This window comes from Pseudomonas sp. NFACC51 (assembly GCF_900103575.1).
In the GTDB taxonomy this organism is placed as follows: domain Bacteria; phylum Pseudomonadota; class Gammaproteobacteria; order Pseudomonadales; family Pseudomonadaceae; genus Aquipseudomonas; species Aquipseudomonas fluorescens_Q.
Genome location: NZ_FMXH01000001.1, coordinates 492,120 through 514,668, shown reverse-complemented (window position 1 = coordinate 514,668; position 22,549 = coordinate 492,120). Strand labels below are relative to the sequence as shown.

Here is a 22,549-nt window from a genome sequence, read left to right as displayed (position 1 = left end):
AGATGGCGATGACACACACCCGCTTTTTTGGCAAAACCGTACTGGCCTGCACGTTCATCCTGGCGATGATCGGTTGGGGGGTCGGCTTCTATGGCCCGCCGATTTATATGCAAGCGGTCATGGAGCGCACGGGTTGGCCGATCGCCCAGGTCTCGGCTGCCGTGACCTTGCACTTTCTCAGCGGCACGCTTGTCATCGCCAACCTGCCACGCCTTTACGCACGCTTCGGGATACCCGTCATCACCCTGCTGGGCAGTGTCCTCCTGGGCATCGGCGTGAACATCTGGGCTCACGCCAACCAATTATGGGTGCTGTATAGCGGCGCCCTCTGCTCGGGTATTGGCTGGGTGACATTGGGTGCCGCGGCCGTCAACACCCTGATCGCGCCGTGGTACGTCAAGGAAAGACCCAAGGCCCTGGGCAAGGCCTACAACGGCGCCAGCCTGGGTGGCGTGATCTTTTCGCCGCTGTGGGTGTTGCTGATCGAGCGTTTCGGCTTTGCCATGGCGGCGCTGGTGATCAGCATTGTCGCGGTGCTGCTCATAGGCGCCTTCGCTTTCCTGGTCTTCAACAAAAGCCCACAAAGCCTGGGGCAACATCCCGACAATGCAGACCAACCGGAACCCGTGCCGATCAGCGCCAGCGCCACGCCGTGGACCGCCAAGCAGACCCTCAGCTCGGCAAGTTTCCGCACCCTGGCAGCCGGCATGTCCTTGGGGCTGTTCGCCCAGATCGGCTTGATCGCGCACCTGTACTCGATCCTGGTGGGTCGCATGGGAGCGCATGAGGCCTCATTCGCCATGGGCCTGGCCACTGCCAGTGCGATGGGCGGGCGATACGTCGCCGCACGCTTGATGATCCAAGGCATGAACCGCCGACAACTGGCCTGCCTCGGTTATGCCATCCAGATGCTGGGCACGCTGATGCTTCTCGGCCTGGACCTTCACCCGACAGTGGCCTGGATAGCCGTGGTGTTGATCGGTTCGGGCATTGGCAATGCCACCTCCTTGCCGCCACTGATAGCCCAGACCGAGTTCAGCCGTGAACAAACCGCCAAGGTGATCGCCCTGATGGTCGCGATCAGTCAGGCCACCTACGCCTTCGCCCCGGCCTTTTTCGGCCTGGTACGCTCCGCCTTCACCGATCCGAATCACGCGATCGTCGCCGTCGTGACAGGCGCGGTCGTCGTGCAGGTGCTGGCCATTTTGTCGTTCTATCGAGGCGTATCCGCTCGCCCCTTCAAGAAAACCGTTTTCTGACTGCGGTTCTGACTCAATAAAGGGGAACGCCCAACGTTCGCGTATTGCTCCAACAGCCAAGCCAAGTCTCGGTAACGGATCACTAAATGATAGGCCCCGAGCCTGGCCGGCGCTGATCGCCGGATGATGAGCATGTCGAGCAATCCGCCGGACCCCGCGCTATCTGCGCAATACCACGCTACGGCAATGAGCCGACAGTTTGTAACCGCTCATACCCGAACAGCGACTTGATCTCCAGGTACTCGTCAAACCCCAGCTCACCCCATTCACGTCCATTACCCGACTGCTTATAGCCACCAAACGGCGCGGCCTGGTCAGCCCGTGCGCCGTTGAGGTGGACCATGCCCGTGCGCAGTTGGCGGGCAACCGTGCGGCTGCGCTCCAGGCTTGCCGAGGTGACGTAACCCGACAAGCCGTAAGGGCTGTCGTTTGCGATGGCTATCGCCTCGGCCTCACTGTCATACGGCATGATCACCAGGACCGGGCCGAAGATTTCTTCGCGTGCCACCCACTTATCCGGCGTGATGTCGGCAAATATCGTCGGTTGCACATAGTAGCCGCGTTCAATCCCTTGTGGCCGTCCCAGCCCTCCGGCGATCAACCGCGAATCCTCGGCAATGGCCCGCGCGATCATGGCCTGTACCCGCTCGAACTGCTGGGCGTTCGCCACCGGACCGATCGCCGAGGTCGGGTTACTGTCGTCGAAGCACACCTGTGCCAGCACTTCTCTGGCGATATCGATCACCGCCTGTTGTTGCGCACGGGGCACCAGCAGGCGCGTCGGTGCATTACATGATTGGCCACTGTTGCGGATACAACCCAACACGCCGTGCCGCACCGCGTCAGGCAGGTAGGCGTCATCGAGCAGGATATTCGCGGATTTCCCGCCCAGTTCCTGGGACACACGCTTGACCGTATCGGCCGCTGCCTTGGCCACCGCGATACCGGCGCGAGTCGAGCCGGTGAAAGAAACCATATCCACATCAGCGTGACGTGCCAGTGCGGCGCCCACGCCAGGGCCGTCGCCGTTGACCAGGTTGAACACGCCTTTGGGTACTCCGGCCTCATGGAGTACCTGGGCGAGGATATGGGCTGACAACGGCGCGCGCTCGCTCGGCTTGAGTACCACGGTGCAGCCCACCGCCAAGGCGGGCGCCAGCTTGCAGGTGAGTTGATTGAGCGGCCAGTTCCAAGGCGTGATCAGGGCACTCACGCCGATGGGCTCACGCACCACCAGCGAATTGCCCAAGCGACGTTCGAAGCGGTACTCGCGCAGCACTTGCAGCGCCTGTACCAGATGGCCCAGGCCCGCCGGCACATGAGCATTGCGAGCCAGGGAAAGTGGTGCGCCCATCTCCAGGTGGACCGCTTCGATTAAAGCCTCGCTGTGGCGTTCGTAGGCCTCGATAATGCTGTGCAGCAGGTCGATACGCGACTCAAGCGAACTCGCGGCGAACGCGGGGAAAGCCTGGCGTGCCGCGCAGACGGCGCGGTCCACATCATGGGCGTCACCCAGGATGATGCGCGCAACCACCTGCTCGGTAGACGGGTCGACCACCGTTTCGACGGTGTCGCCGTGCGGCTTGACCCAGTCGCCATCAATGTAGAACTCAAACAAATCAGACATGCGATCCACTCCCCTCAGGCAACCTGACTCAACGCACGCGCCAAGGTGTCGAACACCTGGGCGATCTCTTGCGGGCTGATGACCAACGGCGGCGAGATCACGATGGTGTCACCCGAGCCGCGCACCAGTACGCCATGCTCAAAGCACCACTGTGCGACTTCGCTGCCGCGCGCGCCGATGGCACCGGGACGCGGCTCCAGCTCCACGGCACAGAGCAAGCCGATGGCGCGAACGTCCAGCACCGGACCAACGCCCTGCAGCGTCAGCGCGGCAGACTGCCAGAGGCCGCTGACTGCATTGACGTGTTGGTTGATGCCCAATTCACGATGCACCTCGATGGTCGCCAACCCAGCCGCACACGCCAGCGGGTGCGCCGAATAGGTGTAACCGTGCATCAGCTCGATGGTGTTCGCCGGCCCGGCCATGAACGCGTCATACACCGCGCCACTGACCAACACACCCCCCATGGGCACGGCGCCGTTGGTCAGGCCTTTGGCGGTGGTGATCAGGTCCGGCGTAACGCCGAACGCTTGGGCGGCAAAGCTGGCGCCGACGCGACCAAAGCCGGTAATCACTTCGTCGAATATCAGCAGCACGCCGTGCCGGGTGCAGATCTCGCGCAATCGTTGCAAATACCCCTGAGGCGGTGGATACACGCCGCCGGAGCCGGTTACCGGCTCGACGATGACCGCGGCCACGGTGCCCGGGTCCTGGATGTCCAGCAGTTGCGACAGTGCCTCGGCGTAAGCCACGCCCTGCTGCGGCTGCCCCACGCTGAAACGCATTCCCGCGTCGTACGGCAGCGGCAGGTGTGACACCTCTCCCAGCAACGGGCCAAAGTCACGTTTCTGCCGGCCGATACCCGACACCGAAAGGCCCCCGAACCCCATGCCGTGGTACCCCTTGGCCCGCCCGATAAACTTGGTGCGACGGCTGTCGCCCCGGGCCTGGTGATACGCCCGGGCGATCTTCAGCGCAGTGTCCACCGCCTCGGAACCCGAGTTGGTAAAGAACACCTGCTCCATGCCCGCCGGGCTGATGCCGATCAGGCGCTCGGCCATCTCCAGGGCCTGGGGGTGACTCATCTTGAACGACGAGACGAAATCCAGGCGCCCCGCCGCTTCGCGAATGGCCTCGACGATTCTGGGCTGGCCATGCCCGGCGTTGACGCACCACAACCCCGCCATTGCATCGAGTACACGCCGGCCATCGGTGGTGGTGTAGTACATACCGTCGGCGCTGGTGAACATCATCGGTTGCTGCAAGAACTGGCGCATCGGGGTAAACGGCGCCCAGAATGCGCCACGCGCGGAACCTGTCGGGTTGGTAATATCGTTCATAGTGACTCCTGCAGAGCTTTACTCGGATGGCCGGTCAGCGTCGGGCGCTGCAACGGGCCTGCGTTGACATTGACGCTGCGGTCTACAGACAAGGTGCCGTGCTCAAGCCGGCAGGTGACGCGATCACAAAACGCCGTTTCGACAAATTGCCAGGCCATGATCAACGCCCCATCGATCCAGGCCGCTTGCGCCACGACTGGAGTGATGGGCGCCTGGTACTGGTGATGCAGGTAGTGGCCGGTCATGCTGGTGCGGCTTTCGATGGCGTCGGCGAATCCGGCGCGAATGCAGTGGGTCCCACGCGGATCCGTGAGGTAGAACTCACAGTAGCCGGCGCCGAACACCAGGCGCACCTGGCTGACCTGGTCTTCATTGGCCTCCATCTCGAACGTGCCGCTGAACTCGGCTTGGCGCGGCGAGGTCGACGCGCCAGCCAGGGGTGGCAGTTGCTGGCGCGCCAACAGTGCGGCAAGCCCTTCATCGGCCCCGCTGTCGGCCGACACGTCCAGGGCAGGAAACAGATGCTCCCACAGCAGGCCGTGCAAACGCCGCTCGCCCAAAGGCAGCCCAGCCGTAAACGCAATCACCGCCTTCTGCTTCGGCAGCACAATGCACTGCTGACCAAACACCCCGGAGGCGTAGTAGCCACCGTGCAGGGTCATCCACCATTGATAACCGTACCCCTCGCGGCGCGTGATGCCGGCGTCGCTTGATTCATCGCGCCCGAGGTAGCGCTTGCCGTCGAAGGTCCCCATCCATACATCCTCGACATGCCCGCGCGTGGCTTCGGCCACCCACTCGCTGGACAGCAATTGCTGCCCTTCCCAGCGGCCTTGCTGCAAGTGCAGCACACCGAGCTTGAGCAAATCCTCGGTGCAGCAACTCAAGCCATTACCGCCGGTGTTATAGCCCCCGGGCGCGAGGTCCCACTCGATGCGGCCCATGCCCATGGGTTGAAAGATACGTGCGTTGCACAGTTCAAAGGCTGTCTGGCCACTGACCGCCGTGACAATCGCCGAGAGCATGAAACTCGACGCGCTGCTGTAGATGAAGCGTTGTCCTGGCGGGTCTTCGACCGGCTCATCAAGGAACAATTTGACCCAGCTTTCACTGCGGCCGCGCCAGGCTCCGCCGGAGATGCCCCGCCGGTGACCGGTACGCATGGTCAGCAAATCGCGCACGGTCATGGCCGCCAGGTGTTCGCTGATGTGAGCCGGGCAATCGGCGGCAAAAAAACCGACGACCTTGGCATCCAGCGACAGCACGCCATCGTCGACCAACAACCCGATGGCCATGGACACCCAGCTCTTGGTCGCCGAGTGCTGGACGTGGAGCCGGTCGGCACGGTAAGGCGTCCAGAATGCTTCGGCCACCACCGCGCCTTCGCGATACAGCATGAAACTGTGCAGCTCCAGGCCCGCGGCATTCACCGCATCGATGAAATCACTCACGCCACGCGCCGATACGCGTTGTTGACTGGGCGCTGCCCGCCGCAACGGCAAACTCGTCATCTGATCTATCCCCTCATTACACTGCTTGGACGCGCAAGAGGCTCACCCTGCTGCGCGTCGTTACCGCTACCAGAGCGCCAGGGTGTAGCCCAGGATCACTCGGTTTTCATTGGTGTCGCGGGCGAAGTTGCTGGTGGCGTTGGCGTTCTGCCAACGCAGCGACACGTTCTTGAAAGTGCCGTTCTGCACCACATAGCCCAGGCTGAAATCACGCTCCCACTCACGCCCTTCCCCGTTGAAGCCGATGACCCTGGCGTTGTCCCCCCGGGCATAACGCGTCGAAAACAACAGCCCCGGCATGCCCAGCGTGGCGAAGTCATAGTCATAGCGGGCATGCCATACCCGTTCGCCGGTCTGGGAGAAGTTGGCCAGTTGGTATTCGGTGAACAGGTAAGTGTTGGTGCCGTCGACATAAGTGAACGGTGTCGAACCGTACTGCGCCTGGTACCCACCACTCAGGCTGTGGCCATAGAGGCCGTAGCCCACACGGGTACTCAATGCACGGTTATCGACTTTGCCGGCCAGCGCCGCGGCGTCTTCGTTGGCGTTGAAGTAACGGATGTCGGTCTTGAACGTACCAGGGCCCCACTTGAAGCTGTTTTTGAGACCCAGGTAGTGCTGCTGGTACAGGCTCTCCAGCTGCGCGAACTGGTAGGTGACCACGGTGCTGGGCGTCAGTTTGTACTCGCCGCCGGCGTAGCGAAACTCATCGCTTTTGGCGCTGCTTTTGTAGGCACCGTACTGGCTGGTAAGTCCCATGTCCTCGTAGTGAGTCGAGTCACGTTGCTTGACTTGATCCAGTTGGCCCACGTTCAGCGTCAGGTTGTCGATGTCTTTGGAGACCAGCGCCGTACCACTGAAGCTCTGTGGAAAAAGACGGCTGAGGTTCGGTTGCAGGGTTGGCAAGTCCGGCACCATGTAGCCCACGCGCAGCTCGCTCTGCGCCAGGCGCGCCTTGCCGGTGATACCGACTTTGGCGTAGTTGTCATGGGCGCGACGGGCATAGCTGGGGGAGCCCGGCTCGGCCACGCTTGAGCGTGCCAGCAACCCGGTGCCTGAGTTGTCCGGGCTGGAATCGAGTTTCACCCCCAACATGCCGACCATGTCGATACCCAAACCGACGGTACCTTCGGTGAAACCCGATTCAACGTTGAGGATAAACCCCTGTGCCCACTCCGCCCGCTTGTTCTGCCCGCTGGATTCGCGGTAGTCGCGGTTGAAGTAATAGTTTTTCAGTTCAAGCGCAGCTTTGCTGTCAGCGACGAAGTCAGCCTGGGCAAACAGGGGCATGAAACCGGCGCCCATGACACCAGCACTGATAACGACTTTGGTGATGCGGTTATTCATGTGTACGTTCCTGGCAGACAGGTTGAGTGGGTTTGTTTTTGTTTTCTTCGGCCATGGCTTCGCCGGCTCCGCAAATCACTGATTTACGAAGGGTCGGGGTTCAAACCGTGGCCTGGGGTACAGCAGTCGCTAAATCACGCTGGCACGGAGGCGATAACTGCCATCCGCACGTTTCTCCAAGGGGCTGGCCGCCGCGAGCAGCCGGCGGGTATAGGGGTGTTGTGGGGTGTCGAAGATCATGTCCCGCGAGCCCATCTCCACCACCTCGCCCTGATTCATCACCGCCACGCGATGGGCGATACGTTCCACCGCCGAGAGATCGTGGGAGATAAACAGGCAGGCAAACCCATATAGGCGTTGCAGACGCTCGAACAGTTCGAGGATCTGCTTCTGGATGGTCATATCCAATGCCGAGATCGGCTCGTCGGCGATCACCAGTTTGGGCCGCCTGACCAGCGCCCGACCAATCGCCACGCGCTGGCGTTGACCACCGGAGAGTTGATGAGCAAAGCGCTCGCGGAACTGTTCAGGCAGGCCCACGTCGACCAGGGTCTCGGTGACCCGTTGGCGTTTTTGCGCGGGTGTCAGCCCTGGCTCATGGCGCAACGGCTCGGCGATGATCTGGCCGACGGTCATGCGTGGGTCGAGGGACGAATACGGGTCCTGGAAAATCATCTGGCAGTGCAGGCGATGCGTGCGGTTGGCGGCCTTGAGTATGTCCACGCCTTGGAAGAGGATCGACCCGGCACATGGCGTGACCAATCCGACCACCGCACGGCCGAGGGTCGTCTTACCCGAGCCGCTACCACCGACCAGGGCCAGGGTCTCGCCGGGAGCGATGCTCAGGTTCACCGAGTGCACCACGCGCTTTGGCACGCTGCGCCCCCAAAAACTGCGCGGGCCGGGATGCTCGATGCACACATCCTGAACCTGCAACAGCGCGCGGTCGGCCGACGGCAATGGCACCAGCTCGCCACGGCGTGGCAGCGCTTCCAGCAACTGCCGGGTGTACTCGGCCTTTGGTGCGAACAGGATGTCTTCGATCCGGCCTTGCTCCACCGCCCTACCCGAGCGCATCACCACCACCTTGTGGGCATAACGCGCCACCAGGGACAGGTCGTGGCTGATAAACAAGATCGCAGTGCCTTGCTCACGCGTCAGTTCCAGCATCAGCTCGATCACGTCCAGTTGTGCCAGGCAATCCAGCGCGGTGGTCGGCTCATCGGCGATCAGCAGTGCCGGGCGCAGCAACATCACCGACGCGAGCATGATGCGTTGGCGCATGCCGCCGGAGAACTGGTGCGGGTAAGACGCCAGGCACTTCTCGGCGTCCTTGATGCCGATGCGCTGCAGCATGGCGATACAGCGCAGACGGATAGTCGCGGCGTCGAGCGCGGTGTGTAGCTTGAGTGCCTCACTCATCTGCCGGCCGATCGTCAAGGCCGGGTTGAGCGAAACCATCGGTTCCTGGAAGACCATGCCGATCCGTGCACCGCGCACGCTGCGCATTGCCTTGGCATTGCCGCTATCGAGTGGCTCACCCTGAAAGAGGATACGACCACCACACACCTGCATGGGCGCCGGCAGCAAGCCAATGGCAGCACGGGCGGCCATGGTCTTGCCGCTGCCCGACTCGCCCACCAACGCGACGATTTCACCGGGGGCCATGGTGAAACTGAAGTCATCGACGGCCAGCGGACCGTCCGCGCCGACACGAATCTGTAGATTTTCAACAGCCAGTAACGTAACTGGAGCGCTCATGCTCATTTCCTCATGCGCGGGTCGAGACGATCACGCAAGGCATCGCCGAACAGATTGATAGCCAACAACGTCAGGCTGATAAAGATGCCCGGGAAGATACCCAACCACGGCGCAGTCGAAATGTAGGTACGGCTGGCCGAAAGCATACTGCCCCAGGTGGCGGCGGGCGGTGGCACCCCAAGGCCAAGGAAGCTCAGCGCACTCTCCGAGAGCAAGGCCCAGCCGAACATGCTGGTGGCGAGCACGCACAGCGGCGCCAGACAGTTCGGGGTGATGTGCCGGAACATGGTGTACAACTCCGAGTTGCCAATCACTCGCGACGCCTCGATAAACTCCAGCTCCCGCAGCGACAACACGCTGCCCCGCACCACTCGCACCACCGAGGGGGTGTAAGCGATGCCCAGCGCGAGCACGATGCCGTACTGACTGGCGCCGACGATCGCCATGATGCCCAGCGCCATGAGAATGCCGGGGAACGCCAGCAGTGCATCGTTGAGCATCATCAGCACGCGATCGGTCCAACCACGCAGGTAACCGGCGAGCATGCCGATCACCGTGCCGCAGACAACCGCCACGCTTACCGAGAGCAGGCTGATCCACAAACTGGTGCGCGCACCGATGATCAAACGGCTGAATACGTCGCGGCCGAATTCGTCAGTGCCTAGCCAGTGCGTTGCATTCGGCGCATGCAGGCGCGACAACAGGTCCAGCTTGAGTGGATCGTACGGCGTCCACACCACGCCCAGCAGAGCCAGCGATACCAGGGCGGCGAGCAACGTGCCGCCGATCAATGCATTCAGCGGCGGGTAACGCCAGGACCGCCGAGGCGGAGTAACCAGCCCGGTCGGCAAAGCAGGTGTCTTGGGATTCATAGCTTCACCCTTGGATCGAACAACGGATACAGCAGATCCACCAACAGGTTGACCACCACGTAGATGCACGTCACCAGCAGCAGGCAGCCTTGCAGCACCGGGTAGTCGCGGGAAAAAATCGCATCGACCATCAACCGGCCGATACCCGGCAAGGTGAATACGGTCTCCAGGACTGCGATACCGCCGAGCAAATTGCCGAGGATCAGACCGATCAGCGTCCAGGTCGGCGCAAACGCGTTGCGCAAGGCGTGCTTCCACAGCACCGCACGCTCGGACAAGCCCTTGGCCCGAGCATGGGCGATGTACTCCAGGCGGAGCACTTCAATGGTGCTGGCCCGCGCCATCCGCGCAATGGCGCCGAACTCCACGAGGGTCAAGGTGATGATCGGCAGCACCACATACGTCAGCGCCTTCACAGGGTCGCTGGCGAAGCCGACGTAGCCGATCACCGGCAACCAACCCAACTGAATGCCGAAGACATACAGCAACAGCAACCCCAGCCAGAAACTCGGCACCGACAACAGCAACGTCGCAGTCGCCACCAGGCCCAGGTCCATCGCGCTGTTTTGCTTCCAGGCCGCGAGCAAGCCCACCGGCACCGCGAGCAGGGTCGCCAGTAACACTGCCACCAGCACCACCGTGGCGCTGACGCTGAAACGCTCGACCAGCAACTCCAGCACAGGCTGGCGACTGCTGATGGATATTCCAAGGTCGCCACTGAGCACCGACTTGAGCCAGACCAGATACTGAGTCACCACTGAATGATCCAGCCCCAGGCTTCTACGCATATCGGCCAGGCTTTTCGGGTCGGCCATGTCGCCGAGCATCAGCAGCGCAGGGTCACCGGGGATCAGGCGGATCAAGGCAAACACAATGACCGAGATCAGCAACAGGGTCGGCACCGCCATGCCGAGCCTGTGCAATATGAATCGAAACATAGCCGTATGCCTCAGTGGGTAGTGTCGGCCAGCTTCACGCCCCACAGGCGTGGCTTGGCAACGGGCCAGGAGCGGTAACCTTCAATGCGCTTGTTCATGGCGCCGATGGCTGTACCGTTGTAGATCACCACCATCGGCACATCCTTGAGCATCAAGGCATGCAGCTTGTCGAATAGGGGCCGGCGCTTGGCGGGGTCCAACTCACGCTGGGCTTCACGCAATATCGCCAGGGCCTCAGGGTTGTCCCAGACTTTGCGTGGTTCCTTTTGTTTGTCGCCAATCACCGACTCGTAGCTTTGCGCCGCGTCGAACCGTCCCGAATAAGAGAACGACATCATCTGGTAGCTGCCGGTCTGGTAGCGCTCCAGTTGCGTGCCCCACTCCAGGGTTTCCATCTCGATATTGAGCCCCGCCGCCTGGGTCATGGCCTGGCTGAGCAAGCCCATATCGAACATCTGCGGGTAACGCTTGTTGACCAGCATGCGGATTTTTTCGCCGCCATAACCCGCCTCTTTCAACAGGCGCCGCGCTTCGTCGAGGTTGTAGGTGTAACCCTGGTGCGCAGCGGCGTCGTAATAGGGGCTGGCGGTAGGAATCACCGAGTTGTTCACCACCGACAAGCCATCGGACAATGCTGCAACCATCTGCGCGTAATCCAGGGACAGCGCCACCGCACGCCGAATACGCACGTCCTTGAGCAACGGGTCGCGGGTCTGGAACAACAAGCCGCTGATGGTCATGATCGGGCTGACCTGAATCTCCAGGTTGTTGACCTGCTTGAGTTGTGCAGCGTCCATCGCCGTCACGTCCGGCAGCAAGTCCACGCCACCAGACAGCAAGGCGGCCTTGGCCGACGCCGAATCGGGGATCACCTCGAAACGCACCTTGTCGATAAATGCCTGCTTGTTGCCGGTGTAACCGTCCGCCTCTGCCTCGGTGCGCGGGGTGTACGCCTTGAAGCGATCCAGCTCGACGTACTGGCCCTTCTGCCATTTGCCCAGGGCGAACGGGCCGGTGCCGATCGGTGTGCGCCAACTGCCATCAGCCGCCACCGAGTCCGGGTGCAGGATGCCGCTGCCGGCACAATCCGGGCGGGCCATCGCCGCCAGGAACAAGCCGTTGGCCTGGTCTAGCTGGAACACCACGGTTTTCGCATCGGGGGTGGAGACATCGACAATCCTGGCTGCGCCACGGCCATCGAACTCCGCCAGACAGCGCCACTGGGTCTTGGGATCAAGGTAGCGCTGCCAAGTCCATTGCACCTCCCTGGCCGTCATCAACTGGCCATTTTGAAAGTGCACCCCGTCGCGCAAGGTGAAGGTGTAGCGCAGGCCATCCGGCGAAATGTCGACCGTGCGGGCCAGCATTGGCGCGATGCTGGTGTCTTCGCGATACGCCACCAGCCCTTCGACGATATGCATCATCACTGCGTCGGTATTGTCGTCGCGGTTGACGCCCGGGTCGGTGCTACGGATATCACCATTGAGGCCAACACGGATGACCTTGTCTTGCGCCACGGCCATGGACATTGTGCACGCCGATATCGCGACGACCAGCGCCGCCTTCACATAACTGTTCACGGGAGAAAGACTCCTTGAAGAAATATTCCGGTCAATGGCGAGGGCCAAGGCAGGACCGGCATCAGGATGGTTGAATCCTTGGTTATTGTTATACGGTCTGTTCTGAGTGCATCTACCAGCGTTGTATCAGCCAAGGCTGCGTTTGTGGCGCAATACCCTGGCGAAGAAATCCTGGGCCGCCGGCATGGCCTTGATGCCCTGGTGGGCCACATTGGGTAACAGGTCGAAGTGCACCTGGACACCGGCGGCTTCGAAACTTGCCTTCAAGGTCGCCAGGCGTTCCGGGCGCGTGCATCCGGCGGCGTTGGCGCCTGCCATGTAGTGCTTGCCGCCTTCGCGGTGGGTGATTTCCCACGTTTCGAGGTCCGCATCACCCACCACCATGTGCACCGGCAGTTGCTGCAAGGCTTGCAGGTTCAGTGGTTTGCCGAAGCGCGTCGCGAAGTCCCGCACCCCGACCCACCAGTCCTGGTCGGCATCCAGCAAGGTGACCGAACCCGGCGCGCCGATAGACACTGCCCAAAGTTTCTCCGGGTGCAGATAGCAGAATCGATGGGCAAATTGCCCGCCGCCCGAGTAACCGAACAGCGCGAAGGTGTCAAAGCAGCGCCCGTAGCGCTTACCCACGGCGGCAATCATGTCGAGCAGAACCTTGTCGTAGCGAATGTCGCCCTCGACCAACTGCTTATAACCATCCCCATTGCCATCACCCAGCACACCGACCGGGAACAGCGGAGACAGAACCACGCAGTCGTTCCAGCGGCCGAACTCCGCGAAGCCATTGCGATAAATCTCCATCGCACGAGTGGAACCGTGCAACGACACCACCAGGTCCACGGGTCGAGTGCTGTCCTCGATGCTCTCGGGCACATAGAGGGTGTAGGCAAAACGGCTGTCTTCCTGATGCGAGTACACCGTCGTGACACCGAGGTGATAGACGCTCCTGGCAGCGCGCAAGGCGGCGTCGATAGGATTGTTCTCTGGATTGCTCATGTGTGGAAAATTCGCCAAGTCAGTTCGGGTTTGAGTATTGGCCGGGCGCCACAAAAAGAAAAACTAATTAAACTTTATCGATCTTGAACAAAATATTTACAATAAGACCTGCCCACGGCTACGGGACCACCCCATGAGCAACATCCGTTTTTTCAAGACGTTTATCGCCGTTGCCGAGTACGGCAGCTTTGCCGCCGCGGCTGAACGCGTGGCCCTCACCAACGCCGCCGTCGGCCAGCAAATGCGCGCACTCGAGGAAGAGATGCGCCGGCCGCTGTTCGACCGCAGCCAGCGGCAGATCAAGCTGAATCGCGATGGCGTGTTGCTGCTGCCCAAAGCCAAGCGCTTGCTGGCGGACTACGAGCAAATGATCGCCGAAGCGCCCGATGACATGGCCATGGAGGGTGAAGTGTCCATCGGCGGCATTACCTCCGGTATGGGCTTGCTCGCCAATTGCCTGGTGCAACTGAAAAAGCTGCACCCACGGATATCGGTCAATCTGATGACCGCTCGCTCCGATGAAGTGGTCAACCTCGTACAGGCCGCAAAGCTCGACGCCGCCTTGCTGATCGAGACCACGCGGCAGAACTTCGATGGCTTGAGCTGGACCCTGCTCTACAACGAACCGATCGTCATGCTTGCCAATGCCACACAAACCGCCGGTATCGACGACGCCGTGGAATTGCTCAGGACGCAGCCGTTCATTCGCTACGACAGATCCACGGCAGTGGGCCGAAAAGTGCAGTCGATCATCAAGAGCGAATCGGTCGAGCCGTTGGAGATCCTGGAGCTCAACTCGATCATTGGCATCGCCGATCTGGTTCGCCAACAAGTCGGTGTGGCAATCGTGCCGTTGCTGAAAAACTTCGACTGGCACAAAGACCCCAGCCTGCGGGTGCTACCACTACCGGGCGACCTGGCCGTACGTCGGGTGGGGATCTTGGAACAGGGCACCAAAAGTGCGATTACCGGAGAGATTCGCAAGCTACTGATGTCGGCCGTGGCGAAGTGATTCTTGTCTGTCACTTTTCCCGCAACGCCAGATAGCCTGGAGTCAAACCGTGGCCCGGCTTCAGGCTCTCGGGTCATGCCCGGTCTCCTCACCCGGGCTTCATGAGCCCGCTTTGGATTGGGTGCAAGCCCGGTGCGCGGCATCGCTTCCCACTGCCGGCCGTCACCCAAGCCGCCTTCGATTTTGTCTCTGGAAATCCGTCAGCGGGTTTAGCCGCACGCTGGCCAAGCAGGCGCGTGAGGCGAAGGGGACTAACAGTCCCCCTCACATCATCGTCATGCAACCGCCGTTGCAGCCGCTCTGGAACGCCAGGCAAAAGCCAACACCATCAGCAGCCCCAGACCCGCCATCGCCGCTCCGGCCAGGGAAATCGCCGGATAACCCAACCCGGCATTGATCACCGCTCCGCCCAGCGCCGCACCTATCGCGTTGCCGAGATTGAAGGCACCGATGTTCACCGCCGAGGCCAGATTGGGCGCGTCCTTGGCGGCTTCCATGACGCGCATCTGTAGCGGCGGCACCAGGGCGAAACTGGCGATACCCCATATCAGGATGGCCACGGCGGCCGGCAGTGGCCAACGCATCAGCGCGGTGAACGCCAGCAAGACGAGAATCAGCACGCTCAGCGAAACGATCAGGGTACGGTCTATCGAGCGGTCGGCGGCCTTGCCACCCCACATGTTGCCCAGCGTCAATCCCACACCGAACAGCACCAGCATGGCGGTGATGTAAGCGGTGGATGCGTGGGTCTCGTTGCTGAGGATCGGTGCGATGTAAGTGAAGACGGTAAACATTGCCCCCGAGCCGACGACGGTCAGGGCCAACGCCCCCAGCACCGGACCACGGCCCAGTACCCGAATTTCAGCCAGCACGCCGACGCCTTGCGGCATTTGCAGGTTGGGCAAGGCGAACCACAACGCGGCCATGGTCACCCCGCCGAGGCCGGTGATACCCCAGAATGCCGTGCGCCAGCCGAACAGTTCGCCAAACCAGGTGGCCAGCGGCACGCCGCCGATGGTCGCCAGGGTCAGGCCCATGAACATGGCCGCCACCGCCCCGGCACGTTTCTCCGGAGCGACCACGCTGGCGGCGACGATGGAGCCAACGCCAAAGAACGCACCGTGGTTCAGTGAGGTCACCACCCTGGCGACCATGAGGCTGTAGTAATCGGTCGCCAGGGCTGACATCAGATTACCCAGGGTAAAAATCGCCATGAGCCCGATCAGCAGATAGCGCCGGGGAATCCTGCCGGTGGTCAGGGTCATCAACGGCGCGCCGAGCAGTACGCCCAGGGCGTAGGCACTGACCAACAGACCGGCGGCGGGAATGGAAACGCCGAGGTCCGCAGCGATGCCCGGCAACATGCCCATGGGGGCGAACTCGGTCACGCCGATGCCAAAGGCACCAATGGCGAGTGCAACAAGTGGTGGATTGATACGCATGGAAGGCTCCTCATCTATGCTGCGAATGCTACGATCCCGTCTTTTCAGGCGGTAGATAGCATTTCTGGCAATCACCTTTGCGCAAGAGGCACAAATGGACTTCAACGGCAGGTCAGGTGAAATGAGCGTGTTCGCCACCGTGGCGCGGGAAGGCAGCCTGTCAGCCGCCGCGCGTGCATTGGGGCTGACACCCTCGGCGGTCAGTCGGATCATCGCGCGTACCGAACAACGCCTGGGTACCCGCCTGCTGTTGCGCACCACCCGAGCGATCACCTTCACCGCCGAGGGCGAGGCGTTCCTGCGCGGCGCCCGGCGTATCCTGGCCGACATGGACGAGGTCGAAGAAGCGATCGCCGACCAGGGCGTACCCAGGGGCCGATTGCGGGTCAGCGCCGCCCTTGGCCATGGGCGGCAGGCCATCGTTCCCTTGGTGGCAGCCTTCAGCGCCCGCTACCCGAACATCGTCGTCGACCTCACCCTGGGCGATGAAGTGGTCGACATTCTCGGTGGCCAGGCCGACGTGGCGGTGCGCTTCGGCCATCTGCCGGACAGCCCGCTGACCGCGCGCAGGATCGGCGACACCGGCCAGGTCGTGGTGGCATCGCCCGAGTACCTGCAGCGCCACGGCATCCCCCAGGAGCCGGAAGACCTGCTACGACACAATTGCCTACGCTTCAACTTCCGGCGTGCCGAACCCAACTGGCCGTTCATCCGCGACGCCAGGGAGTTTTCCCTGAAGGTCAGCGGCAACATCGAATGCAGCAGTGGTGAAGCGCTGGCACAACTCGCGCGAGTGGGTGCCGGCATTGCCCGTATCGGCGAATTCACCGTGAGCGAAGATCTGCAGCGCGGTGACCTGATACCGCTGCTGGAAGCCTGGAACCCAGGCGACCGAGAACCGATCCATGCGGTGTTCGTGGGGGGCTCGGCAATGCCGGCGCGGGTGCGGCTGTTCGTGGATTTCTTGCTGGAGCATCACCGGATGTAAGCGGTGGCGTCACTTAATCCTTCCGGGTGCTTGAGATGTGGCCTGGCATAGCGTCAACCGCGAACAGGGACTATCTTAAAGCCCTGACGGCCGTGGCTCGTCGCACCTATAACAATAACGCCGTGCCCGCCCTCTGAAGCGGCACGCTACACGGAGCCTCCCATGACTCGGCATAGCGCGCAGCCCCATCCGAGCGAACTCGCTGCCTTCGTCAACGAGCATTTCCCTGAGCGGCGAATCAGTCCGGACCGGGTGATTGCCCAGTCCTGGTATCGCAGCGTCATAAAACATCGACTCGATCCCTCCTCGTCCGCGCGCCTGGATGTTCTTTGCGCCGAAGATATCCGCCAGCATCAGCAACGACACCAGCAGTACCTCGATATCGCCAGCCAGGGCGTCAGCGGTTTGGCCCGGCGGGTGGTACCGGCCGGCTTCGCGGTGTTGCTCAGCGATGAACACGGCATCACCCTCGATGCCCGCCTGCCCGACCAGCCTGTTCCTTATGTCCGCTCGGGCCTGGTGGTCGGGGCGCGCTGGGACGAGTCCATCGCCGGCACCAACGGCATCGGCACCACGTTGGCTGCGGCCGAGCCGTTGATCATCCACCGCGAGGAGCACTTCCTCACCTCGAATGCTCGCCTGAGCTGTTCCGTTGCGCCGATTTTCAACGCCCAGGGCCTTCTGCAGGGTTGCTTGAACGCTACTTGCCTGAACAGCAATGGACCCAAGGAAAGCCAATACCTGACCCTGCAGTTGGTGATCCTGTATGCCCGCTTGATCGAGAACGCACACTTTCGCCAAAACTACCGCGATCGGCTGACCCTCTCGCTCAAGCCCATTGACGAGATTGCCGATCTCGCCAACGAGCAATTGCTGGCGCTGGATGACAGTGGTCGAGTGATCGGTGCCAATCACGCGGCCTTTGTTGCCCATGACCAGGCCCATGGCCCACATCTGCTGGGCGGCCCTATCGACCAACTGCTGCCCATGGGCGTCGACGAGCTACTGCGCCTGACCAACGGCGGCGCCCGCGGCCTGCGCCTGCGTGCGCGGCATGACGAAGCGCTGCTGGACCTGAGCCTGCGCATCCCCTCGAGCCATCACCGTCTGGCGCCAGCGCCGGCCAAGGCACAGCGGCCCCGCCACCCCGATCTGGAGCAACTGGCCGGTGATGACCCGACGCTACAGCAGGCCGTGCGCCGCTTGCACAAGGTCATCGACAAAGACATCGCCATCCTGATCACCGGCGAGACAGGCACTGGCAAAGAGGCTTTTGCACGAGCCATTCACCAGGCCAGCGCGCGCCGGGACGAGCCCTTTATCGCACTCAACTGCGCGGCAATCCCCGAGAGCCTGATCGAGAGTGAACTGTTCGGCTACCGTGGCGGTAGCTTCACCGGTGCCGATAAAAAAGGCATGAAGGGCAAGCTGGAACTGGCCAATGGCGGCACGCTGTTTCTCGATGAAATCGGCGATATGCCAGCCCATCTGCAAACCCGTCTGCTACGCGTACTGGCCGAACGGGAGATCAGCCCCATCGGTGCTCCAATGCCGGTATCACTGGACATCCAGGTGATTTGCGCCACGCACCAGGATCTGAAAGGCATGCTGCGCGACAAACACTTTCGCGAGGATCTGTTCTATCGCCTCAATGGCATGAACCTCAGTCTGCCACCCTTGCGCGAGCGCAGTGACCGCGGGCAACTGATCCAGCGTCTGCTCGACAGCCAGGTCGAAGCCAAGGGCCTGCAACTCTCCGCCCAAGCCCACCGGTGCCTGCTGGAAGCACCCTGGCCTGGCAATATCCGCCAACTGATCAATGCCCTGCGCTACGCGGTGGCGATGGCCGAGGACGGCAATGTCGATGTCGACTGCCTCCCCGCCGAACTGCTGCAGGGCGACGCGTATGCCCGGCTGGCCAGCCCGTCCGTGGGCAGCGAACCACCCGCGTCGAATCTGCTGGAAATCTTGCGCCGGCATCGGTGGAATATCAGCGCGGCAGCCGCCGAGTTGGGGGTCGCTCGCTCGACGCTCTATCGACAGATGAAAAAGCAACGTTTAGTGCAACCCAACGACCGTCTCTGATCCCCTATGCAAAACGCCCAGACCGTGAATCCGGCCTGGGCGCTTTTTGATGGCAGTGGAACTGTCACGCCTGGATGTACACCACATGGGTATGGGTGTACTCGTACAACCCGTGCTTGCCATCGGCGCCGCCAATGCCTGACTTGCGCGTCCCGGCGTGGAAGCCCTGCATGGCTTCGAAGTTCTCGCGGTTGATATAGGTCTCACCAAAATCCAGCAAGCGGGTTGCCTGCATGGCAGCGCTCAGGCTCGCGGTGTAGATCGACGAGGTCAGGCCATATTCGCTGTCATTGGCCAGTGCAATCGCTTCGTCAAGGTCATCGACAATCTGGATCGGCAGCACCGGACCAAAGATCTCCTTGCGCATGATTTCCATGTTCGCGGAACACCCGGCCAAAACGGTTGGCTGGTAGTGGAAACCCTGGCCTAGATCGGCCACCGCGCCGCCGGTGATAATCTGCGCACCCTGCCCGCTCGCGGTCCGGACCATTTGCGCCACCTTGTCGAGCGCCGCGCGATTGATCAGCGGGCCCATGTCCAACCCATGTTCGGCCAGAGGGTCGCCATACCGGGTGGCCGCCATGGACGCCGCAATACCTTCGATAAACGCATCGGCCACCTTGCGCTCGACGTAGACTCGCTCGGCGCAGTTGCACACTTGCCCGGTATTGATCACCCGCGAGGCCGTAATGGCCCTGATCGCCAGGTCCAGGTCAGCGTCAGCCAGAACAATGGCCGGGGCCTTGCCGCCCAGTTCCAGATTGAGTTTCGTGATATTCGGTGCCGCAGCGGCCATGATCCGCGAGCCGGTGCCGACGCTGCCGGTGAAGCTGATCAAGTCGATGCCTGGGTGGCTGGTCAGCGCATGGCCGACCGTAGCTCCGGTGCCGCACACCACGTTGAAGACGCCAGCGGGCAGATCCGTCTCGGCCACCAGGCGAGCGAACTCGAAGCAGTTGATCGGCGTTTCTTCACTCGGCTTGATGACGATGGTATTGCCGGTCAACAGCGCTGGCGCCATCTTGCGGGCGATCAGGAAGAACGGGAAATTCCACGGCAAAATCCCGGCGACCACGCCGAGGGGTTTGCGCAGCAAAAAGATGCTCTCGCCGGCCCGGTCGCTGCTCAGCACTTCGCCTTCCAGGCGCCGCGCCCACTCGGCCATGTAGTCGAGGTAGTCGGCCGTGAAATTCACTTCGACCCGCGCCAACTCCAGGACCTTGCCCTGTTCGGCAGTAATGGTCCGAGCCAAACGCTCGCCGTGTTCGCGCACCTTGCTGGCAATTTTGCGCAGATAGCCCGCACGTTCAATGGCCGGGCGGCCAGCCCAGGCCTTTTGGGCTTGGCGCGCGGCTGCGATGGCCTGCTCGACTTCGGCGGTGCTGCCTTGGGGCACGCGCCCAAGCAACTGGCCGTTGGCCGGGTTATGGACCTCAAGATGCTCGTCGCTGGCGATAAAGGCATTGGCGATGTAGTTCTGGTAGATGATGTCACTCATATCCGCGTCTCTCCTGTCGAGGATGTGCGACCGACCGGCAAGGCTACCGGCCGGCCGGAGGCTTATTGCTTGGCGCTGAATTTTTTCCAGGCCAGTCCTTCGTCCTGAAGGTCGTGGGCCCGCTTGATCAGGTACTGATGGATCTGGTCGACCTGCTCTGGGGTAAAGGCATCGGCAAAGGACGGCATGCCATCGGGCACACGCCCACCGAACAGGATGCCGAGGAACATCTGGTGTTTCTCCGGCGTCAGCTTGCGAAGATCCGGCAACACGCCGCCGCTGACCGCGTGGATGCCATGGCACTGCGAGCAATATCCGTCATAGAGCTTGCCGCCGGCTTCGATAGCCGCTGTGTCGGTGCTCAGCGCGGGTGGTTTCGGGGTATCGGGACGCGGCGCCGGTTCCTGCAACTTGGCGGTGCCGCCAATCTTGTAGGTCAGCACCTGGGAAAAGGGCTGCACCCCGGCACGCAGCGACAGGGCGCCGGCAAAGGTGGAAAATGCCCCGCCCCAACCGGCCATGAACGTCACGTACTGCTCGCCATCGACGCTGTAGGTAATCGGTGCTGCCATCACCCCACTGGCCGCAGGCTGCTCCCAGAGTTTCTTACCGGTGTCGGCCGCGTAGGCGATCACCCGGCCATCGGCGCTGCCTTCGAATACCAGGTTACCGGCGGTACTCAAGGTGCCGCCATTGAAGATGGTCACGTAGGGCACTTCCCAGGCCGGCTGCTGCTTGACCGGGTCCCAGGCGATCAGCTTGCCCGACCAACCCTTGGCCATTTCCAACAGGCCGTCGACATTCTCCGGCATCATTCCGGTCCGCAGGCCCAACTGGTACATGCTCTTGAAAGGGTTGCGCTTGGGCGCCTCGGGAATGTGCTCGTAGTAGGCGGACATGATGTGGGCCGGGATATACACCAACCCGGTGTTCGGGTTGTAGGACATTGGCTGCCAGTCATGCGCGCCCCAGAAGGCCGGCGTCACCAGCTTGCGCTTGCCGTCCTTCCAATAGGCAGCGTTCTCGTCATCGACGATTGGCCGACCGGTCTTCATATCCATGCCCTTGGTCCAGCTTTGCGGCACGATGCCCTTGGCCGAAAGCAACTGGCCGGTAGCGCGATCGATCACATAGAAGAAACCGTTCTTGGGCGCCTGCATCAGCACCTTGCGCGGTTTCCCGTCAATGGGCAGTTCGGCGAGGATCATATGCTGGGTCGCGGTGTAGTCCCACGCGTCACCCGGGGTGGTCTGGTAGTGCCAGACGTACTCACCGGTATCGGCGTTGACCGCGACAATCGACGACAGGAACAGATTGTCGCCCTTGGCCTGGCTGCGCCATTTCGGGTCCCACAGCGAACCGTTGCCGACACCGATGTACAGCAGATTCAAATCCGGGTCGAAGGCAAACGAATCCCAGGCCGTCCCGCCACCGCCCTGCTCGACAAACGCGTCGCCATGCCAGGTCTTGGCGGCAATGGCCATGCCCTTGTCTTCCGGTGGTAGCTTGGGGTCGCCGGGCACGGTATAGAACCGCCAGGCCTGCTTGCCAGTCTCGGCATCGTAGGCGGTGACATAGCCGCGCACGCCAAACTCCGCGCCGCCGTTGCCGATCACCACCTTGCCGTTGACCACCCTGGGCGCGCCGGTGATGGTGTAGCTGCGCTTGTGATCGGCCCGGGTATCGACCGACCAGGCGCGTTGACCGGTCTTGGCATCGATGGCCTCCAGGCGCCCGTCAAGCACGCCCACGTAGACCTTGCCCTTCCACACGGCCACGCCACGGTTGACCGCGTCGCAGCAGGCTTCGCCCGCGCGGTTACGGTCCGATTGCGGGTCGTACTTCCAGATCAATTTACCGTTACGGGCATCCAGCGCGTACACCACCGAAAACGGCCCAGTGGTGTACATCACGCCATCGACCACGATCGGCGTGGCTTCGACACCACGATCCAGATCGAGCTTGTAGCTCCAGGCCAGCCCAAGCTGACCGACGTTCTGGTCGCTGATCCGTTTGAGCGGGCTGTAGCGCTGCTCATCATAGGTCCGCCCGGTGCTCATCCAGTTGCCGGGTTCTTTATCGGCCGCAATCAGTCGCTGACTGTCGACATTGGCTGGCGTCTCAGCAGCCAAGGCGGACGCAGTGGCCAGGCTCAACAGCAAAGCGCCGGCCAGGGATTTCAGAGGGATACCGGCGACGGTAGATCGAACACCGGAAAACGAGGCATGGCCAATCTGTCTCATGGGCGTAGTCCTTTTCTTATTAGTGGCGCGGTCATATCGATGCGCACCCGTGA

General features: G+C 62.1%; 16 protein-coding genes. 4 read left to right on the top strand and 12 right to left on the bottom strand.

Going from position 1 to position 22,549, the window contains the following annotated elements:
* Nucleotides 1–8 precede the first annotated feature (8 nt).
* Complete coding sequence (locus BLT00_RS02290) at nucleotides 9–1,259, top strand: MFS transporter (protein ID WP_092142211.1); 1,251 nt, start codon at nucleotides 9–11, stop codon at nucleotides 1,257–1,259.
* A gap of 178 nt (nucleotides 1,260–1,437) precedes the next feature.
* Here the strand turns inward: BLT00_RS02290 and BLT00_RS02285 are convergent, their stop codons facing one another.
* The 9 genes from BLT00_RS02285 to BLT00_RS02245 form a co-directional block, all read right to left on the bottom strand.
* Nucleotides 1,438–2,886, bottom strand: coding sequence for an aldehyde dehydrogenase family protein (locus BLT00_RS02285; protein WP_092142214.1), 1,449 nt, complete (start codon nucleotides 2,884–2,886; stop codon nucleotides 1,438–1,440).
* Nucleotides 2,887–2,900: 14 nt separating this feature from the next.
* Nucleotides 2,901–4,226, bottom strand: coding sequence for an omega-aminotransferase AptA (locus tag BLT00_RS02280; RefSeq protein ID WP_092142217.1), 1,326 nt, complete (start codon nucleotides 4,224–4,226; stop codon nucleotides 2,901–2,903).
* On the bottom strand, nucleotides 4,223–5,737 hold the full coding sequence (locus tag BLT00_RS02275) for a serine hydrolase domain-containing protein (RefSeq protein WP_092142220.1): 1,515 nt from the start codon (nucleotides 5,735–5,737) through the stop codon (nucleotides 4,223–4,225). Before BLT00_RS02275 ends, BLT00_RS02280 begins: the two co-directional genes overlap by 4 nt.
* A gap of 66 nt (nucleotides 5,738–5,803) precedes the next feature.
* Nucleotides 5,804–7,084 (bottom strand): OprD family porin, encoded by a 1,281-nt coding sequence (locus BLT00_RS02270; protein WP_092142223.1) that lies wholly within the window; start codon nucleotides 7,082–7,084, stop codon nucleotides 5,804–5,806.
* Between the two features lie 129 nt (nucleotides 7,085–7,213).
* Nucleotides 7,214–8,845 carry an ABC transporter ATP-binding protein gene (locus BLT00_RS02265; protein WP_092142226.1) on the bottom strand — a complete coding sequence of 544 codons (1,632 nt, stop codon included), beginning with the start codon at nucleotides 8,843–8,845 and terminating at the stop codon, nucleotides 7,214–7,216.
* 2 nt (nucleotides 8,846–8,847) lie between these two features.
* The gene (locus BLT00_RS02260) at nucleotides 8,848–9,717 is read right to left on the bottom strand and encodes an ABC transporter permease (protein ID WP_092142229.1); all 870 of its coding nucleotides are present in this window, start codon (nucleotides 9,715–9,717) and stop codon (nucleotides 8,848–8,850) included.
* Complete coding sequence (locus BLT00_RS02255) at nucleotides 9,714–10,655, bottom strand: ABC transporter permease (RefSeq protein ID WP_092142232.1); 942 nt, start codon at nucleotides 10,653–10,655, stop codon at nucleotides 9,714–9,716. The genes BLT00_RS02260 and BLT00_RS02255 overlap by 4 nt, the downstream gene beginning before the upstream one ends.
* A gap of 11 nt (nucleotides 10,656–10,666) precedes the next feature.
* On the bottom strand, nucleotides 10,667–12,235 hold the full coding sequence (locus BLT00_RS02250) for an ABC transporter substrate-binding protein (protein ID WP_092142235.1): 1,569 nt from the start codon (nucleotides 12,233–12,235) through the stop codon (nucleotides 10,667–10,669).
* A gap of 126 nt (nucleotides 12,236–12,361) precedes the next feature.
* Nucleotides 12,362–13,228, bottom strand: coding sequence for an alpha/beta hydrolase family protein (locus BLT00_RS02245; RefSeq protein ID WP_092142238.1), 867 nt, complete (start codon nucleotides 13,226–13,228; stop codon nucleotides 12,362–12,364).
* A 133-nt stretch (nucleotides 13,229–13,361) separates the two neighbouring features.
* Between BLT00_RS02245 and BLT00_RS02240 the strand changes: the two genes are divergently transcribed.
* A complete protein-coding gene (locus tag BLT00_RS02240; RefSeq protein WP_092142241.1) occupies nucleotides 13,362–14,240 on the top strand; it encodes a LysR family transcriptional regulator in 879 nt (292 codons plus the stop codon).
* A gap of 275 nt (nucleotides 14,241–14,515) precedes the next feature.
* Here BLT00_RS02240 and BLT00_RS02235 read toward each other — a convergent pair whose 3' ends face one another.
* Nucleotides 14,516–15,682 carry an MFS transporter gene (locus BLT00_RS02235; RefSeq protein WP_092142245.1) on the bottom strand — a complete coding sequence of 389 codons (1,167 nt, stop codon included), beginning with the start codon at nucleotides 15,680–15,682 and terminating at the stop codon, nucleotides 14,516–14,518.
* Between the two features lie 94 nt (nucleotides 15,683–15,776).
* Here BLT00_RS02235 and BLT00_RS02230 point away from each other — a divergent pair, with 94 nt between their 5' ends.
* The gene (locus BLT00_RS02230) at nucleotides 15,777–16,670 is read left to right on the top strand and encodes a LysR family transcriptional regulator (RefSeq protein ID WP_092142248.1); all 894 of its coding nucleotides are present in this window, start codon (nucleotides 15,777–15,779) and stop codon (nucleotides 16,668–16,670) included.
* A 162-nt stretch (nucleotides 16,671–16,832) separates the two neighbouring features.
* Nucleotides 16,833–18,755 carry a sigma-54-dependent Fis family transcriptional regulator gene (locus BLT00_RS02225; RefSeq protein WP_092142252.1) on the top strand — a complete coding sequence of 641 codons (1,923 nt, stop codon included), beginning with the start codon at nucleotides 16,833–16,835 and terminating at the stop codon, nucleotides 18,753–18,755.
* 64 nt (nucleotides 18,756–18,819) lie between these two features.
* Here the strand turns inward: BLT00_RS02225 and aldA are convergent, their stop codons facing one another.
* Both aldA and BLT00_RS02215 read right to left on the bottom strand, forming a co-directional pair.
* Entirely contained in the window at nucleotides 18,820–20,253 is a 1,434-nt protein-coding gene (gene aldA, locus BLT00_RS02220) for an aldehyde dehydrogenase (protein ID WP_092142255.1), read from the bottom strand.
* 62 nt (nucleotides 20,254–20,315) lie between these two features.
* Nucleotides 20,316–22,496, bottom strand: a complete 2,181-nt coding sequence (locus tag BLT00_RS02215; RefSeq protein WP_092142258.1) for a PQQ-dependent dehydrogenase, methanol/ethanol family — start codon at nucleotides 22,494–22,496, stop codon at nucleotides 20,316–20,318.
* Between the last annotated feature and the right edge of the window lie 53 nt (nucleotides 22,497–22,549).

Excerpts from the sequence above, each read along its gene's own strand:
- BLT00_RS02275 (WP_092142220.1), bottom strand. The coding sequence starts at position 5,737 with ATGACGAGTTTGCCGTTGCGGCGGGCAGCGCCCAGTCAACAACGCGTA.
- BLT00_RS02245 (WP_092142238.1), bottom strand. The coding sequence starts at position 13,228 with ATGAGCAATCCAGAGAACAATCCTATCGACGCCGCCTTGCGCGCTGCC.
- BLT00_RS02240 (WP_092142241.1), top strand. The coding sequence starts at position 13,362 with ATGAGCAACATCCGTTTTTTCAAGACGTTTATCGCCGTTGCCGAGTAC.
- BLT00_RS02230 (WP_092142248.1), top strand. The coding sequence starts at position 15,777 with ATGGACTTCAACGGCAGGTCAGGTGAAATGAGCGTGTTCGCCACCGTG.
- BLT00_RS02255 (WP_092142232.1), bottom strand. The coding sequence starts at position 10,655 with ATGTTTCGATTCATATTGCACAGGCTCGGCATGGCGGTGCCGACCCTG.
- BLT00_RS02215 (WP_092142258.1), bottom strand. The coding sequence starts at position 22,496 with ATGAGACAGATTGGCCATGCCTCGTTTTCCGGTGTTCGATCTACCGTC.
- BLT00_RS02225 (WP_092142252.1), top strand. The coding sequence starts at position 16,833 with ATGACTCGGCATAGCGCGCAGCCCCATCCGAGCGAACTCGCTGCCTTC.
- BLT00_RS02290 (WP_092142211.1), top strand. The coding sequence starts at position 9 with ATGACACACACCCGCTTTTTTGGCAAAACCGTACTGGCCTGCACGTTC.
- BLT00_RS02285 (WP_092142214.1), bottom strand. The coding sequence starts at position 2,886 with ATGTCTGATTTGTTTGAGTTCTACATTGATGGCGACTGGGTCAAGCCG.
- BLT00_RS02260 (WP_092142229.1), bottom strand. The coding sequence starts at position 9,717 with ATGAATCCCAAGACACCTGCTTTGCCGACCGGGCTGGTTACTCCGCCT.
- aldA (WP_092142255.1), bottom strand. The coding sequence starts at position 20,253 with ATGAGTGACATCATCTACCAGAACTACATCGCCAATGCCTTTATCGCC.
- BLT00_RS02280 (WP_092142217.1), bottom strand. The coding sequence starts at position 4,226 with ATGAACGATATTACCAACCCGACAGGTTCCGCGCGTGGCGCATTCTGG.
- BLT00_RS02270 (WP_092142223.1), bottom strand. The coding sequence starts at position 7,084 with ATGAATAACCGCATCACCAAAGTCGTTATCAGTGCTGGTGTCATGGGC.
- BLT00_RS02235 (WP_092142245.1), bottom strand. The coding sequence starts at position 15,682 with ATGCGTATCAATCCACCACTTGTTGCACTCGCCATTGGTGCCTTTGGC.
- BLT00_RS02265 (WP_092142226.1), bottom strand. The coding sequence starts at position 8,845 with ATGAGCGCTCCAGTTACGTTACTGGCTGTTGAAAATCTACAGATTCGT.